Annotated in this window: 14 protein-coding genes; 12 read left to right on the top strand and 2 right to left on the bottom strand. The window is 42.6% G+C overall.

From position 1 onward, the window contains the following. Positions 1-52: 52 nt before the first annotated feature. The 6 genes from BLS59_RS08610 to msrB all read left to right on the top strand — a co-directional run bounded on the left by BLS59_RS08610 (position 53) and on the right by msrB (position 8,471). Positions 53-2,383: a penicillin-binding protein 1A gene (locus tag BLS59_RS08610; protein ID WP_091147861.1), complete on the top strand. Its 2,331-nt coding sequence runs from the start codon at positions 53-55 to the stop codon at positions 2,381-2,383. Positions 2,384-2,702: 319 nt separating this feature from the next. Beyond that, complete coding sequence (locus tag BLS59_RS08605) at positions 2,703-3,215, top strand: Imm63 family immunity protein (protein ID WP_091147858.1); 513 nt, start codon at positions 2,703-2,705, stop codon at positions 3,213-3,215. Positions 3,216-3,241: 26 nt separating this feature from the next. Continuing rightward, positions 3,242-6,457, top strand: a complete 3,216-nt coding sequence (locus tag BLS59_RS08600; RefSeq protein WP_091147856.1) for a DPP IV N-terminal domain-containing protein — start codon at positions 3,242-3,244, stop codon at positions 6,455-6,457. A 105-nt stretch (positions 6,458-6,562) separates the two neighbouring features. After that, on the top strand, positions 6,563-7,159 hold the full coding sequence (locus BLS59_RS08595) for a fasciclin domain-containing protein (protein WP_091147854.1): 597 nt from the start codon (positions 6,563-6,565) through the stop codon (positions 7,157-7,159). A gap of 250 nt (positions 7,160-7,409) precedes the next feature. Next, positions 7,410-7,826 carry a hypothetical protein gene (locus BLS59_RS08590; protein ID WP_091147852.1) on the top strand — a complete coding sequence of 139 codons (417 nt, stop codon included), beginning with the start codon at positions 7,410-7,412 and terminating at the stop codon, positions 7,824-7,826. A 168-nt stretch (positions 7,827-7,994) separates the two neighbouring features. Continuing rightward, complete coding sequence (gene msrB, locus BLS59_RS08585) at positions 7,995-8,471, top strand: peptide-methionine (R)-S-oxide reductase MsrB (protein ID WP_091147850.1); 477 nt, start codon at positions 7,995-7,997, stop codon at positions 8,469-8,471. Here msrB and BLS59_RS08580 read toward each other — a convergent pair. Next, complete coding sequence (locus tag BLS59_RS08580; protein ID WP_091148759.1) at positions 8,461-8,817, bottom strand: GIY-YIG nuclease family protein; 357 nt, start codon at positions 8,815-8,817, stop codon at positions 8,461-8,463. The two genes, msrB and BLS59_RS08580, sit on opposite strands and share 11 nt — an antisense overlap. Before the next feature lie 85 nt (positions 8,818-8,902). On the opposite strand from BLS59_RS08580, the gene BLS59_RS08575 reads away from it, so the two are divergent. The 6 genes from BLS59_RS08575 to BLS59_RS08550 all read left to right on the top strand — a co-directional run bounded on the left by BLS59_RS08575 (position 8,903) and on the right by BLS59_RS08550 (position 13,754). Further along, positions 8,903-9,679, top strand: a complete 777-nt coding sequence (locus tag BLS59_RS08575; protein WP_091148757.1) for an XRE family transcriptional regulator — start codon at positions 8,903-8,905, stop codon at positions 9,677-9,679. A 76-nt stretch (positions 9,680-9,755) separates the two neighbouring features. Further along, positions 9,756-10,145 (top strand): hypothetical protein, encoded by a 390-nt coding sequence (locus tag BLS59_RS08570; RefSeq protein WP_091147848.1) that lies wholly within the window; start codon positions 9,756-9,758, stop codon positions 10,143-10,145. Between the two features lie 379 nt (positions 10,146-10,524). Further along, entirely contained in the window at positions 10,525-11,643 is a 1,119-nt protein-coding gene (locus tag BLS59_RS08565; protein WP_091148754.1) for an aminotransferase class I/II-fold pyridoxal phosphate-dependent enzyme, read from the top strand. Beyond that, positions 11,644-12,261, top strand: coding sequence for a dethiobiotin synthase (gene bioD, locus BLS59_RS08560; RefSeq protein ID WP_091147845.1), 618 nt, complete (start codon positions 11,644-11,646; stop codon positions 12,259-12,261). It begins immediately after the preceding gene. A 61-nt stretch (positions 12,262-12,322) separates the two neighbouring features. Further along, a complete protein-coding gene (locus BLS59_RS08555) occupies positions 12,323-13,213 on the top strand; it encodes a 3-hydroxybutyryl-CoA dehydrogenase (protein ID WP_449406540.1) in 891 nt (296 codons plus the stop codon). A gap of 250 nt (positions 13,214-13,463) precedes the next feature. Beyond that, positions 13,464-13,754 carry a YXWGXW repeat-containing protein gene (locus BLS59_RS08550; protein ID WP_091147839.1) on the top strand — a complete coding sequence of 97 codons (291 nt, stop codon included), beginning with the start codon at positions 13,464-13,466 and terminating at the stop codon, positions 13,752-13,754. A 137-nt stretch (positions 13,755-13,891) separates the two neighbouring features. Here BLS59_RS08550 and argS read toward each other — a convergent pair whose 3' ends face one another. Then, positions 13,892-15,658 carry an arginine--tRNA ligase gene (argS, locus tag BLS59_RS08545; protein WP_091147836.1) on the bottom strand — a complete coding sequence of 589 codons (1,767 nt, stop codon included), beginning with the start codon at positions 15,656-15,658 and terminating at the stop codon, positions 13,892-13,894. Positions 15,659-15,724 lie beyond the last annotated feature (66 nt).

Here is a 15,724-nt window from a genome sequence, read left to right as displayed (position 1 = left end):
AATATTTGTTTTGAGGCTATGATTTAGCGCCATAATTTTACATCTTTACCCAATGTTCAGACGAATACGCAACCGATTTCTGAGATATTTCGCCATATTTATATACTTTGTAATACTGTTTTTCTGCTGTATCGAGCTTAATTTCCTATGGCTATCCGGCTACTCGCCTGATATGCAGGATATTAAAAACCCGGTAATGTCTGTAGGATCTGAAGTTTACACAGCCGATGGCAAACTTATAGGCCAGTACTACAAAGAAAACCGCTCCCCGGTTGATTTTAAACACATATCGCCCAACCTGGTGAACGCGCTTGTAGCCACCGAGGATGTACGTTTTTACAAACATAACGGGGTCGATTTTTACTCCTTTGTAACCAGTATACTGTCTACCGCCAAAGGCGAGCGCCGTGGGGGCAGTACCATAACACAGCAACTGGCTAAAAACCTTTTTGAAACCCGTAAGCGTAAATCGCAGGGAATTATAAGGCATGTGCCGTTTATACGTACCATTGTTTACAAATGTAAGGAGTGGCTTACCGCCTTTAAAATTGAGCACGTTTACACTAAGGAGCAAATACTTACGCTTTATTTAAATACCGTGCCGTTTGGCAATAACTCTTACGGTATTAAAACAGCATCTTTAAAATACTTTAACAAACAGCCCGATGAGGTAAGACCGGCGCAGGCTGCGCTGCTGATAGGGATGCTGAAAGCTACATCCAACTATAACCCTATCCGCAATCCCGAACGTGCCGTAGAGCGTCGCAACACGGTATTAAGCCAGATGGAAAAGTATGGTTACCTTACCAAGGAGGCCTATGCCGAAAACATAAAACTGCCGCTTGTGCTTGACCTGAGCTATGTGGAACAGGATTCGCACGGCGATTCGTACATCCGCCGCGCAGTTGAAAAATGGCTGGATAAATGGTGTAAGGATAACGACTATAACCTTTACGAAGACGGGCTAAAAATTTATACCACCATAGATTCGCACCTGCAGCAATACGCAGAGGAGGCCGTTGCCGAAAAAATGAAGATGCTGCAAAAGCGCTTCAACAACCTTTGGGGCAACAAAAACCCGTGGCGCGATTCAAAGGGCGTTGAGATAAAGGATTTTATCTTAAAAAATGAGCAAAAGCTGCCCATATACAAACTGCTTACCAAAAAATACGGCGGCGATACCGTAAAAATAAACGACTACTTTAAGACCAAAAAACGGATGACCGTTTTTACATGGAACGGCGAGCAGGATACCACATTCTCTACCATCGATTCCATTAAATATTATGCCCGTATCCTTAATACCGGCATGATGACCCTTGAGCCATCTACAGGAAAAATAAAGGTGTGGATTGGCGGTATCGATCATCGCTTTTTTAATTACGATCACGTAAATCAGTCGCGCAGGCAGGCAGGCTCAACGTTTAAGCCTTTTGCCTATTTAACCGCGCTTGATAATGGTTTTACCCCCTGCGATAAATTCACCGATAAGCCGGTAACCATAAAATATAAGGACAATGGCAAGGATGAAGTTTGGCAGCCAAACAATGCCGATTTCCATTTCTCGTACCAGGAAATGTCATTACGCTGGGCCATGGGTAAATCTGTAAACTCCATAACCGCGCAGGTAACAGAAAAAGTTGGCTGGGATAAGGTTGTAGAATATGCTCATAAATGCGGTATCGAAAGCCCGTTAAAATCGGTGCCATCGGTTTCACTTGGTTCAAATGATGTTTCGGTTTATGAAATGGTACGGGCCTACAGCACGTTTTTAAATAAAGGCGAAAAGATTGACCCGCTGCTGGTTACAAAAATTACCGATCAGCAAGGCAATGTGCTGGATGAGTTTGAGCTCAAAAAAGAAAAAGTACTGAGTGAAGAAACCGCCTGGCTGATGTTATACATGTTCCGCGGTGGTATGGAAGAACCGGGAGGTACATCACAGGCCCTTTGGGAATATCCCGGTCTGTGGAAAAAAGACAACCAGATAGGTGGTAAAACCGGCACCTCGTCTGACTATGTAGACGGCTGGTATATGGGTATCACCAAGGACCTGGTAACCGGCGTTTGGGTTGGTGCCGACGATCGCAGTGTACACTTCACCACATCAGAAACCGGCGAAGGCTCGCACACGGCCCTTCCTATTTTTGGCCGCTTTATGGAAAAAGTTTATGCCGATCCAAAGTCGGGCTATACCTATGGGCATTTCCCGAAACCGTGGTCTAAAATAACTAAAACGTATGATTGCCCATCGCCGCATATATCGGCAGATACAACGGTAACTGATAGCCTAAGCAACCCTATTGACACAACCGGCGTATTACCTGTACCGGCTACAACAACACCAGAAACCCCTGAAGGTACACCGCCAGAACAAAAATAGCGGCTACCACACGGGGAAAACCGAATAATACCAACGGGCAGGCATAAATAACCTGCCCGTTGGTGTTTGGCCTCACCCCAACCCCTCTCCTTTGGAGAGGGGCTAAAAAAAGGAGTGTTTTAAAGTCCTCTCCTTTGGAGAGGATTTAGTGAGGCTTATTAAATTTACGAATTAAGTCAGCTCTTTAGCCCCTCTCCTTTGGAGAGGGGCTGGGGTGAGGCCAAATAATAGTATTAGTAATTTGTTTTAATAAACCCTTATTTCATTAAATTAGCCCTATCTATTTAGTTATGAAAGCAATAACTTACATATTTAAAATATGAGTCCATCGTTATCAGAAGTTGAAGCTTTGGTATCCCAATTAGCGCAAAAAATTGATGCGCCGGAAGAGTATCTTCCTACCTATGGTGACTCAAAAGACGGTGGGCATCCCTACATCGAAATTGAAAGTGGCGTATTATTTTATTTAGCTAAAGAGCGCGGTCAACAAACCCTTTACTATATTGCTTTAGATCTGGATGACCTGTTATATCATATATTTAAAGATGTTACGTTCATGATAGCTACTAAATACGAATTAAAAAATAGAGTCAGAGGACAGTCTTTCCGTAGAATTCTTTTCATTGAACAGGAAAGGTTAATTGGTGTTTTAGATGAAAAATGGCAAGCAAGACTACAAAAGAAACATGAGCAAATACTGGTAGATCATCCTTTTAATGATAATGCAGACGAAAGAGCAACTTACTATAAACAATTAGTAAAAAATCATCAGTATCCGGGTAATGAATGGTCATTAGCTTGTGAAAAATACCCTCTGCCCGATAAAAATTAAATCTATAAGTTCCATAAGATTATATTATGAATAATAGCTACTCATTTTTAAATAATGCTAAAAAGTACACCCTCATATTATTTTGCCTTATAGGTTCGTTGCTGATCAGTAACGGCGCGCAGGCACAATATTTTGGGCAAAACAAGGTGCGGTACAAGAAACTTAAATTCCAGGTTTATAAAACTCCTCACTTTGAAATTTACTATTATTTAAAAAATGATAGTATGATCAAACGCTTCGCGCAGGAAAGCGAACTTTGGTATACGCTTCATCAGCAGGTATTTAAGGATACTTTTAAAACTGCCAACCCAATTATTCTGTACGCCAACCATCCCGATTTTCAGCAAACTACCGCTATCGACGGCGAAATTGGCGTGGGTACCGGCGGTATAACAGAGGGCCTGAAAAACCGTGTGGTAATGCCCGTGATGGAAACCAACCAAACCACCCGGCACGTTATTGGTCACGAGCTGGTGCACGCTTTTCAATATCACGCACTGCTGGGCCACGAGGGCGGCGAAAACTTCGAGAACATTAACAACATTCCCCTTTGGATGATTGAGGGGATGGCCGAGTATCTTTCATTAGGTAAAAAAGATTCGTACACCGCCATGTGGATGCGCGATGCCTACCTTAACCACGATATCCCCACCGTAAAAGATCTTACCGAGAGCAATAAGTATTTCCCCTACCGTTATGGCGAAGCATTTTGGTCGTTCTTAGGATCAACTTATGGCGATACGGTTATTGTGCCCTTCTTTAAAAATACGGCCCGTTATGGCTTGGAGTATGGCATAAGGCGAACTTTTGGGTATGATGATAAAACGTTGTCGCGCCTTTGGAAAAACTCTATTGAAACCACTTATAAGCCATTTTTAAAAGATACGGTTCAAAAACCGGTGGGCTTAAAACTTATCGACAACAAAACCGGCGGCGATTTGGTGGTGGCTCCCGCTGTTAGTCCCGATGGTAATTTTGTGGCCTTTTTATCGGCCAAAAGTTTGTTCAGTATCGATCTTTTCCTGGCCGACGCGCATACGGGGCGCATCCTCAAAAAGTTAACGAGCAAGGTATCCAATACGCATATAGATGAATTTAACTTTATCGAATCGGCGGGCGCATGGTCGCCGGATAGTAAGCGGTTCGCGTTCAGCGTATTTAGTGCAGGGCGAAACCGGATGGTGGTAGTTGATGTGAGCAACGGCAAGGTACTCAATGATATTTCAATGGAAAAGGCCGAGCAGTTCAGTAACCTGTCGTGGTCGCCAAATGGCAAGGACATTGTTTTCCAGGGTTTATCTGAAGGCCAGGGCGATCTGTATTCCTATAACTTCGATACCCAAAAGATCACCCAGCTTACCAACGATAAATATTCTGACTACCAACCCAGCTATTCAAGGGATGGCAAAAAGATCATCTTCTCCAGCGACAGAACCACTTACGACCAATTATTAGGGCAGGATATCCCCTTTAATCTGGCCGAACTTGATGTAGCTACCGGCAAGGTAACCGATATAAAGATCTTTAACGGAGCCAACAATTTAAACCCGCAATACTCGGCAGACGGCTCCCAAATCTACTTTTTATCCAACCGCGATGGTTTCCGCAACCTGTACCGCTACACCATTGCCAGCGGCCAAATTGAGCAGTTAACCAACCTGTTTACCGGTATTTGCGGCATCACCGAGTTTTCGCCGGCTTTAAGTATTTCCAATAATGATGATGTGGTTTACTCCTATTACCGCGCGCAAAAATATTCCATCTACAACGCCAAAGCGTCGGACTTTAAACCGATTGGCGTACAGGCGCAGGACCTCAACTTCAACGCCGCTATGCTACCGCCGATGCGCTCAGTAGGTGTCGATCTCATCAACTCCAACCTCAACAATTACCTCGCCTACAAAAAAATCCCTGCCGATTCGGTGAAGGCTATCCCGTATAAACCCAAATTCAAACTCGATTATTTGGCCGGCAGCGGTATTGGTATCGGCGTGAGTAGTTTTTATGGCACCAGCTTATCCAGCGGCATCCAGGGCGTTTTTAGTGATATATTGGGGCGTAACCAGATCTTTGCGGCGGCATCCGTTAACGGGCAAATTTACGATTCGGGCGCGGCGGTTACCTATGTTAACCAAACCGGCCGCTGGAATTTGGGATTCGGTATATCGCATATCCCGTACCAGTTTGGGTTGCAAACCACTACCCTGCCCACCAAAAGCGTAGGCGGTAAAGATGAAACGGTACTATCGCAAAATACAGATATCATCCGGAATTTTGAGGATGGAGCAAAGGTTTTCACCTCCTACCCGCTATCAAAAACTACACGGTTTGAAGTTAGCGCCGGTGCGTCATACAATTATTACAGGGTTGACAGGTACAGCGATTATTACAAGCTGGATACCATAGACAATGGCGATAATACCAAAACCATCAATTCAACCTACCTATCGTCTGATAAAAATAAAATTTCGAACAAGGAGGAAAGCGACCTGATCCAATACAACCTCCGGTCGTACGCGCTTTTCCAGCTGGCGACAGCTTTGGTTGGCGACAATTCATTTTTTGGAGTTGCCGCGCCGCTTAATGGTTTCAGGTACAGGCTGGAAGCCGGTTACAATTTCGGCACGTACAAGTTCTTTTCGCCTACCATTGATATCCGTAAATATGTGCGCGCCGAGCCGGTAACATTTGCCGCAAGATTTTATGGCTACGGTCGTTTTGGAACTGATAACGGGCTTTACCCGCTATACGTAGGCTATCCCTTCTACATCCGCGGCTACGAAGGGCAAACGTTTTATAACAACAACAAAACGGCAACAAACGGCTTCAACATCGATCAGTTATCGGGCAGCCGTATAGCGGTGTTTAATTTCGAGGTGCGTTTACCATTCACTGGACCAGAAAAGCTGGCCGTAATAAAATCAAAATTCCTGTTCACCGATCTCAACCTGTTTTTCGACGCCGGTTTAGCCTGGAACTCTGGCGACAAAATTTATTTCCAGAAAAATCCACCTGTAGTTGGTCAAACCCCGGTATTGGATGCAAACGGCAACCAGCAAATTGTTGACGGTACACCGGTAACCCAGCCTGTTTATGGGCGCGTACCTGCGTTAAGCGCCGGTATATCGTTACGGGTAAATGTTTTTGGCGCCTTTGTGCTGGAACCATACCTCGCCATACCGTTTAATCGTACGGATGTAAAAAAACCGTTATTTGGTTTGGGCTTTACACCAGGCTGGTAATAACTACGTTAGATATAGAATAAAAAGCGGCTTTGGCCGCTTTTTTGTTATTAATTATAAAACATTTGAACATTTGATTGTTGCAAACGAAATAATACCCCCGATATGAAAAAATTACTGCTGCTTGCCCCGATACTTTTATACGCCACTACATTATTTGCTCAAAGTACAGGTACAAGTGTAAGCTCACCTAAAAACATTGGCCCTATGACAGTTGCCGTTGGTGATAGTATGCGTAAAACGAACGATATTATTCAAAACATTGCTTTGACGAAAGACCTATCGGTCTTTTATAGCTTCATTAAGGCAACCAACTTTGCCGAAACCTATAAAAGTAAAGGTCCTATTACCATTTTTGTACCGGTTAACGAAGCTTTTGCTATTTTACCCGCAAGCAAAATAGATTCATTGAACAAGCCAGCCCATTTTTGGGAACTCACCGGTTTAATAGCCAACCATGCTATTGCGGGCAGCTTAACCGCCAGGGATATAGAAAAGCAAATAAACGGGCACAAAGGATTGGCCACTTTTATTACGCTGGCCGGCAGTAAGCTAACCGCCAAGATAGATGCCAACCGTAATATTGTTTTGATAGATGAAACCGGTGGCGAAAGCATTTTAGATCGTTTTGATATTAAGCAAAGCAATGGTATGCTACACGTAGTGAACCATGTTTTGGTGCCCAAGGTGAGGGTTATTTAATACTTATAAGCTGTTTAAAAATGAAAATCATTGCCGTTGACTTTAGTCAACGGTACAAGAGGTATCGGAGGCGGGCTTCAGCCCAATTATTCAAACAGAATTTTGGCTAAAGCCCTTTTGTTTTTCATTATTCCGTTGACTAAAGTCAACGGCAATGATTTTTATCTGATACATAAATAATCCAAATCAAATTTAAAACGCTGTTAAGAGTAATTGATAGGTTTTATAACTTCACGCAAAACCTTATCAAATGAAATTAAAGTTTAAAATTTCACAATCAACTGACCTTGCCCCACGAGTTATCGTTGATAGGATAAATGCAAAATTAGAAAAGGAAGACTACAGGATTATCAACATAACAACGGATCTTGTAGAATTTGATGAAAGCATGTGGAAACTCATGTCGAGATCTAAAGCTATGACAAGGCTGGATGGAGGAACGTTTGAAATTAATTTACAAGATAATTTAGCGTCAGTAACCTTTAGTTATTACCTAAGCTTGATAGCGCCTATTGCTGTATTAACTGCAATTTCTGTTTGTTTAATAATAAATGGTGAGTACTATGCGCCTTTGTTTTTTATATCGTTTTATATAATTGCTATAACTATCCATGCGGCTATCTTAAAAGGTGTTGCAAATGACATGTTAAATGAAATAATTAGGTGATCTTGATATATGGCCTCGCCTGATTTAAAGTACCCCGGCATGACAATCTGCCTGAAATAAATCTTCGTATTTAAAGTATAATAATTGTAAGGATAGCCTTGGTTTTACGACTAAGCGGATAACGGATCAACATCCGGCAATTATTTACAAAAACTAATTTAACAGGTAATGAAAAAATCAATTTTAGCAGTAGCTATTTTATTTATTATAACAGCCCTGGGCTGCCAGAACAGTAACGGGCAAAGTTCTAAACGCAAACTCAGCAAACCAGCTGCCGAGTGGAAAAAGGTATTAACCCCCAACCAATATCATATAATGGTTGAAAGCGGTACCGAGGCCCCTTTTAAAAACGAATATTACAATAACCACGAAAAAGGTGTTTATGTAAGCGCCGCTACCGGCGACGTTTTATTTAGTTCCGACGATAAATTTGACAGTGGAACCGGATGGCCAAGCTTTGTTAAAGCAGTCGACTCTAAAAAAATTGCCATTGTAACTGACAATAGTTTTGGCGAAACCCGCGATGAAGTTATCGAAAAAAGTACCGGCCTGCACTTAGGTCACGTTTTTGACGACGGCCCTGCAGACAGAGGCGGTAAAAGATTTTGTATGAACTCCGGCGCACTCAAATTCATTAAAAAGTAATTGCGCGCCTGTTAGCGTTTACAGATGGGCGTAACTGAGGCCTAACGCGTATGCCGCTTTCAAATTTTAAACCAATGGTCAGATCTATCCAGTCAGGATTAACAGGTCTGATCATTTTTTCTTTTTGGGGCCTTGTATAAGTGCTTACAGTTTTAAAGCGTTCCATTGCCTGCTCTTCGGTATTTATCTCTTCAAAATAAACCAAACGGTTAAGCTGCTGTGCGCTATCAAAAAATAAGGTAGGCATATCGCTGTAAAATTGCAGTGTTTTTACCAGGTCTGAGCATAAGCCAACGTGCAGATTTTTCCTGTTCCTGTCTGTGATGATATATACAAAACGTTTCATTTTTGATAAAAAATTTGGTGAACAAATAATTATTACTAACTTTATGAGCATAAAATTACTAATTAATTTAGCAAATCCAAATTTTATGTCAACAATTTCACAAAATATTAAGTTTCTTCGCAAAAAAAAGGGAATCACCCAACAACAATTCGCCGATGAAGTGGGCATAAAACGCTCATTAGTAGGCGCATATGAAGAAGAACGCGCAGAGCCAAAATACGAACTACTAAAAGCATTAGCAATTTATTTTGACATTACTATTGATGATTTCATTAACGAAACCATTGATGAGAAGTGGGCACCCAAGCCAAAAGGCAACCCTGCCAACCTGCGCGTACTAAGTATTTCTGTAGATAAAGAAGATAACGAAAATATAGAAATGGTGCCTATGAAGGCCAGTGCCGGTTATTTGAACGGTTATGCCGATCCTGAATATGTATCAAAACTGCCAAAATTTTATTTACCCATGTTTAAGCAGGGAACGTTTCGCGCTTTTGAAATAAAAGGCGATTCGATGCTGCCAATTATATCTGGCGATATTATTATAGGCGAATACCTGGAAAACTGGGCCGACCTTAAAAGCGGCGAAACCTATATAATAATATCAAAAAACGATGGCGTGGTATACAAGCGCGTTGGTAACAAATTCAGGGAGAATAAAAAGCTGAAGCTGATATCAGACAACCCCGTATACGAATCGTATGAAATAAACGGCGAAGACGTTTTGGAAATCTGGAAAGCAAAAGGCTATATATCAACCCAGTTACCGCAGCCAACACCCGAGCCTACTATGGAAAGCCTTACCAATATGATGGCCCAGATGCAGCGCTCCATATCAAATTTACAGCAAAGCAACAATTAAGTTACATCGGCTTATTTAAACCTTTACCGCATATCTTTATCCTAAAGATTATAAAACGTAAATAATTAAAAAAGCTATGAAAAAATTTCTGTTAATGTGCTGCTTCCTGATGGGTATAGCAGCAGTAAGTCATGCACAAGGTGGTGGCGGTATGAGAAAAAGTCCGGAAGACAGGGCTAAAGACCTTAAAGCCCAGCTTAGCCTAACTGACGATCAGACAGCCAAAGTTACTGCTATTTACAAAGAGCAGGCAGCTAAAATGGATAGCGTAAGAACTGCTGCCAATGGCGACAGAAGCGCTATGCGTACCGCTATGATGCCAATGATGAAGGCTACTAATGATAAGATAAAAGCTGTTTTAACAACAGACCAGGCTGCTGCTTATGAAAAAGCGCAAAAAGAAAGAATGGAAAAAATGAGACAAGGTGGCGGCCAGGGTGGCGGCGGCGGCGGATCGCAAAATTAATTTTAATAAAGAAGCGGCGATGAGCCGCTTTTTTATTTTAAGCATGAAACCACCGCATACAATAGTGGAAATTAGTGGTCATGAAAAAAACATTCTAGATAGAAGAACGCGGGTAGTCCCCGCTGGGGACAAATTCATTCTTTCCTATTATCCTACAAATAAGTAGTCCCTCCGGGACATAGAAACCAATAGTCTCCTATCAATATTGCAAATGCTTTTATGTCCCGGAGGGACTACCTATTTGTAGAAAAAACATCCAATCGTATATGCCCCATTAGGGGCTACCCGTATGTTCATTGAGGGATATTCCTCTTTCATGAGTTAAAATAAAGCTCCCGTCTTTGTTGATGGTTGTTTACTTTTGCTAAAACCATTTAAATTGGCATCAGCAGAAACATATTTAAAAAACAGGCTCGACGAAAGGCTGGCAGCAGGCAGTTACCGCACGTTGAAGCAGGAGAATACCCTTATCGACTTCTGTTCAAACGACTACCTGGGCTTTGCGCAATCGGCTGTATTAAAAAATAATATCGAAGCCGAAGTAGCAAACCACCCGCTTAGCGGCAACGGGTCAACCGGATCGAGGCTATTATCGGGCAACCTGCAATATGCCGAAGTGCTGGAAAAAGAAATAGCCGCCTTTCACGGTTATGAAGCTGGCTTGCTGTTTAATTCCGGCTATGATGCCAACCTGGGCCTCCTCTCCTCCCTGGCCCAACGCGGTGATACCATTATTCTTGATGAACTGATACACGCCTCTGTAATTGACGGAGCGCGGTTAAGCTATGCCAACCGCTATAGTTTTAAGCATAACGACATGGTTGCCCTGGAGGCCAAGCTAAAACAGGGTAAAGGTAACTGCTATGTGGTAGTAGAAAGCGTTTACTCCATGGATGGCGATTCAGCACCTTTGGACGACATTTTAAACCTTACCGAACAATACGGCGCCAATTTAATTGTTGACGAAGCTCACGCCGTCGGCCTTTATCAAAAAGGAATGGTTCATGGGCTTGGCTTACAAAACAGGGTATTTGCTGCTGTAGCAACTTTTGGCAAGGCACTGGGCTGCCACGGGGCTATTGTAATGGGCAGCGACAGGCTAAGAAATTACCTCATTAATTTCTCCCGTTCCTTTATTTACACAACCGCCCCCTCCTTTCATAACCTGGCATCGGTAAAAATGGCCTACGCGCTTTTAAATGATTCGGCAGCTGAAATTGCTGCGCTGAAAAACAACATCGCATTTTTTAAAAGATCAATAGTAACCGGGGCCGATACCCTGTTGATTGACAGCGATAGTGCCATCCAATGCATCCTCTTAAATAGTAACCAAAGAGCCATACAGGCAGCTAAAACATTGCAAGACAATGGCTTGGATGTACGCCCAATACTTAGCCCAACCGTTGCCGAAGGTTCCGAAAGATTAAGGGTGTGCCTGCATAGTTTTAATGCTGTAAATGATATAACTTTACTTGCGAAAACTATAACACAATTATAAATGCTCCCTAAGCAGCCCTTATTTATTACCGGTATTGGCACCGGTGTTGGTAAAACTATTATTTCAGCTATTGTAACCGAAAAATTAAAAGCAGATTACTGGAAACCCATCCAATCTGGCGAGCTGGACGACAGCGACACCATGAAAGTTAAAAGTCTGGTATCCAATACCCAGTCTGTATTTCATCCCGAAGCTTATCGTTTAACACAACCTTTCTCCCCCCATAAATCGGCAGCAATTGATAAAGTAACTATAGATATACAAAAGATCATTACGCCACAAACCAACAACCAACTGGTTATTGAAGGCGCAGGCGGCCTCATGGTACCGCTAAACGATAATTTTTTAATGATTGACCTTATAAAGCAGTTAAATGGCAAGGTGATCCTGGTATCGCAAAATTACCTGGGCAGCATTAACCATACCCTGCTATCCTTACACGCGCTTAAAAAGTACAACATACCGGTAATGGGGGTAATATTTAACGGCGTTAAAGACATTTACTCAAAAAGCTTTATTTTAGATTATTCGGGCATTACCGATTTGGGGCATGTACCGCAATATGAAAAGATCACTAAAAAAACAATTATAGAAGCGGGTGCATTTATCAGCCTGTAATTAATGCCGGGTATTTTGCCAACTAAAATATTTGCCTCAACTTAGCATATATAACCTGATAATGATGAAGAACATTACTGTAATAGGCTCCGGCACAATGGGCAATGGCATAGCGCATACCTTTGCACAATATGGTTTTGAGGTATCGCTGGTAGATATTAATGCCGATGCGCTCAACAAAGCCGTGCAAACCATTACCAGCAACCTGGACAGGCAAGTAAAAAAAGGCACTATTGATGAGCAGGCCAAGGCAGCTACTTTAGTCCGTATAAAAACATATACCGATTTAAAGCAAGGCGCGGCCAATGCCCACCTGGTAGTTGAGGCCGCCACCGAAAATCCCGAAATCAAGCTGAACCTATTCAGGCAGCTGAGTGAAATTTGTACCGATGAGGTGATCCTGGCCTCCAATACTTCATCCATATCCATCACCCAAATTGCAGCGGTAACCAAAAAACCTGGCAATGTTATAGGTATGCATTTTATGAACCCCGTACCGGTTATGAAACTGGTGGAGGTTATTCGCGGTTACGCTACTACCGATGAAACCACCCAAACGGTAATGGCCTTAGCCAAAACCCTGGGTAAAGATCCTGTAGAAGTGAATGATTATCCAGGCTTTGTGGCAAACCGTATTTTAATGCCAATGATAAACGAGGCCATTTATACCCTTTACGAAGGTGTTGCCGGCGTTGAGGAAATAGATACCGTAATGAAACTGGGGATGGCCCACCCGATGGGTCCGCTGCAACTGGCCGATTTTATTGGCCTTGATGTTTGCCTGGCGATATTGAAAGTTTTGTACAATGGTTTCGGGAATCAAAAATATGCGCCATGCCCTTTGTTGGTGAACATGGTTACCGCCGGGCACAACGGTGTCAAAACCTGCAGCGGATTTTATAAATATTCGCCCGGCAGCAAGGAGCTTGTAGTGGCCGATAAATTCAGGTAGACGGGTTGTGGTGATTGGGCTCCCGACCCCTATCAAAATTTCGCGACCGATCAGCAAAAATTATTCCTTGTAAAAAATTGCTGACGAGGTACTGACGGCTGCTGACGATGTACTGACGACTGCTGACGGCATACTGACGAATGCTGACGAATGCAAAACGGCGCGTTAGTTCATCAAAACTTCATTAAACCTCTGGCAATTGGCGTCGTCAAAAATCTGTAAGTAATTTATTTATTTAAAAACTGAACAGATGAAAACGATTGCAAAAATTGGAATAGTATTGGCCCTCACCGGCTCGTTATTTACTTCCTGTGCCGCAGACTATTATGTAGCCGAGCGCCCCGCAGAACCCGTTTATGTGCGTCCGGTGGCTCCCTATCCCGGTGCCTATTGGGTGCCAGGCGAATGGGCCTGGCGCGGTGGAAGATACGCCTATATTAACGGCTATTACGCCCAACCCCGCCGCGGACACGTTTACGTACAAGGATATTGGCACCCCGTTCGCCGTGGATATGCCTGGCACAGAGGACATTGGAGATAAGACTTCATAATGTGCAGATTATAGATTTCAGATATGCAGATGGGGATGTGCGGATTTTTTAAATGACAATGCCCAATTACTTGAATTAGGCATTGTCTTATCATTTGCACATCTGCAATCTATAATCTGCACATCTATTACATTCTCTCGGGCACGTCTATCCCAAGCAGGTTCATACCCTTGCTGATCACCTTGGCCGATGCGGCTGATAATTGCAACCGAAATTGCTTTAACACCTCATCCTCAGCCTGTAATATAGATTTCTCGTGGTAAAATTTATTATAAACCTTGGCCAATTCATACACATAATTGGCTATCAAAGCCGGGCTATATTCATTAGCTGCCGACTGTATAATATCCGGGAACTGGGTTAACAGCACGATCAGATCACGCTCAACACCAGCCAATTCAGTTACCACTATATTAGTATCTAACTGATAATCAGCCCTGCTCAATACCGATTTAATACGCGCATGGGTATATTGAATAAATGGCCCCGTATGTCCCTGAAAATCAACAGATTCATTAGGATCAAATAATAACCTTTTCTTAGGATCTACCTTTAGCAGGAAGTACTTTAGCGCGCCCATACCGATAGTGTGGTATAGTTGCAGTTTATCAGCTTCGGCAAAACCGTCAACCTTGCCCATAGCCTCGGTTTGTTCTTTGGCGGTGGCCTCCATTTCGGCCATCAGGTCGTCGGCGTCAACTACCGTTCCCTCACGCGATTTCATCTTACCCGATGGCAGATCAACCATCCCGTATGACAGGTGGAACAAGCCATCGGCACCGGCTTTACCCAGTTTATTGAGGATTAAAAACAGCACCTTAAAATGGTAATCCTGCTCGTTACCAACCACATAGATAGATTTATCCATATGGTAATCATTGTACTTCAATTGGGCGGTACCCATATCCTGGGTCATGTAAACCGAAGTACCATCAGACCGGAGCACCAGCTTTTCGTCCAGGCCATCGGCAGTAAGGTCTATCCAAACAGAACCATCCGGTTTTTTAAAGAAAACACCTTTTTGCAGTCCTTCGTCAATAATATCTTTACCTAACAGGTAAGTATCTGATTCATAGTAATATTTATCAAAGTTAACGCCCATTTGCTTATAGGTTTCAGCAAAACCGGCGTAAACCCAACCGTTCATTGTTTTCCAAAGATCAATAACCTCGGTATCCCCTGCTTCCCATTTCTGGAGCATCTGCTGGGCTTCTTTTATAAAAGGCGCGTTCTTTTTGGCTTCATCTTCGGTTTGACCTGTAGCTTTTAGTTCTTCGATCTGGGTTTTGTAGGCCTTATCAAATAATACGTAGTATTTACCTACCAAATGATCGCCTTTTAAGCCAGACGAAGCCGGGGTTTCGCCATTACCAAACTTTTGCCAGGCCAGCATCGATTTACAAATATGAATACCACGATCATTAACCAAATTAGCTTTAATTACCTCATAACCTGCGGCTTCCAAGATTTGCGAAACAGAATAACCTAAAAGATTATTACGCACATGCCCTAAATGCAGCGGCTTATTGGTATTTGGCGATGAATACTCTACCATAACCTTTTTACCGTTGGGTTGAGCAAGGGCGAAGCTATCCGGTAAAATTTGAGTATAAAGCTGATTTATCCAGTATTCGTCTTTTATAGAAATATTAAGAAAACCTTTAACTACATTAAAATCAGCAACTTCCGTGAGTTCATTTTTAAGAAATTCACCTATTTCGTTGGCAGTTTGCTCGGGCCCTTTGCGCGAAAATTTGGTAAATGGGAAAGTAACTATAGTAATTTGCCCTTCAAACTCCTTACGGGTTTCCTGTAAGCCTATAGCAGCCGATGCTACATCTGTTTGGTACAAATGTTTAACTGCTTTAACGGCCGCGTCAATAATAAAATTCATGTGGCAAAATTAATTAAATTGCCAATATCCCGGCCATAATAAAATATTGATAATTCTGAATAGATT

Origin of the sequence: Mucilaginibacter pineti (genome assembly GCF_900101875.1) — a bacterium.
GTDB classification, from domain to species: Bacteria; Bacteroidota; Bacteroidia; order Sphingobacteriales; family Sphingobacteriaceae; genus Mucilaginibacter; species Mucilaginibacter pineti.
Note: the sequence above shows the minus strand (reverse complement) of the source record. Positions and strands in the feature narration are given on the sequence as shown.

What these genes read in the sequence shown, in the direction of transcription:
- argS (WP_091147836.1), bottom strand. Translation starts at nt 15,658, where the DNA reads ATGAATTTTATTATTGACGCGGCCGTTAAAGCAGTTAAACATTTGTAC.
- BLS59_RS08580 (WP_091148759.1), bottom strand. Translation starts at nt 8,817, where the DNA reads ATGAAACGTTTTGTATATATCATCACAGACAGGAACAGGAAAAATCTG.
- BLS59_RS08575 (WP_091148757.1), top strand. Translation starts at nt 8,903, where the DNA reads ATGTCAACAATTTCACAAAATATTAAGTTTCTTCGCAAAAAAAAGGGA.
- bioD (WP_091147845.1), top strand. Translation starts at nt 11,644, where the DNA reads ATGCTCCCTAAGCAGCCCTTATTTATTACCGGTATTGGCACCGGTGTT.
- BLS59_RS08605 (WP_091147858.1), top strand. Translation starts at nt 2,703, where the DNA reads ATGAGTCCATCGTTATCAGAAGTTGAAGCTTTGGTATCCCAATTAGCG.
- BLS59_RS08555 (WP_449406540.1), top strand. Translation starts at nt 12,323, where the DNA reads ATGATGAAGAACATTACTGTAATAGGCTCCGGCACAATGGGCAATGGC.
- msrB (WP_091147850.1), top strand. Translation starts at nt 7,995, where the DNA reads ATGAAAAAATCAATTTTAGCAGTAGCTATTTTATTTATTATAACAGCC.
- BLS59_RS08600 (WP_091147856.1), top strand. Translation starts at nt 3,242, where the DNA reads ATGAATAATAGCTACTCATTTTTAAATAATGCTAAAAAGTACACCCTC.
- BLS59_RS08550 (WP_091147839.1), top strand. Translation starts at nt 13,464, where the DNA reads ATGAAAACGATTGCAAAAATTGGAATAGTATTGGCCCTCACCGGCTCG.
- BLS59_RS08590 (WP_091147852.1), top strand. Translation starts at nt 7,410, where the DNA reads ATGAAATTAAAGTTTAAAATTTCACAATCAACTGACCTTGCCCCACGA.
- BLS59_RS08570 (WP_091147848.1), top strand. Translation starts at nt 9,756, where the DNA reads ATGAAAAAATTTCTGTTAATGTGCTGCTTCCTGATGGGTATAGCAGCA.
- BLS59_RS08610 (WP_091147861.1), top strand. Translation starts at nt 53, where the DNA reads ATGTTCAGACGAATACGCAACCGATTTCTGAGATATTTCGCCATATTT.
- BLS59_RS08595 (WP_091147854.1), top strand. Translation starts at nt 6,563, where the DNA reads ATGAAAAAATTACTGCTGCTTGCCCCGATACTTTTATACGCCACTACA.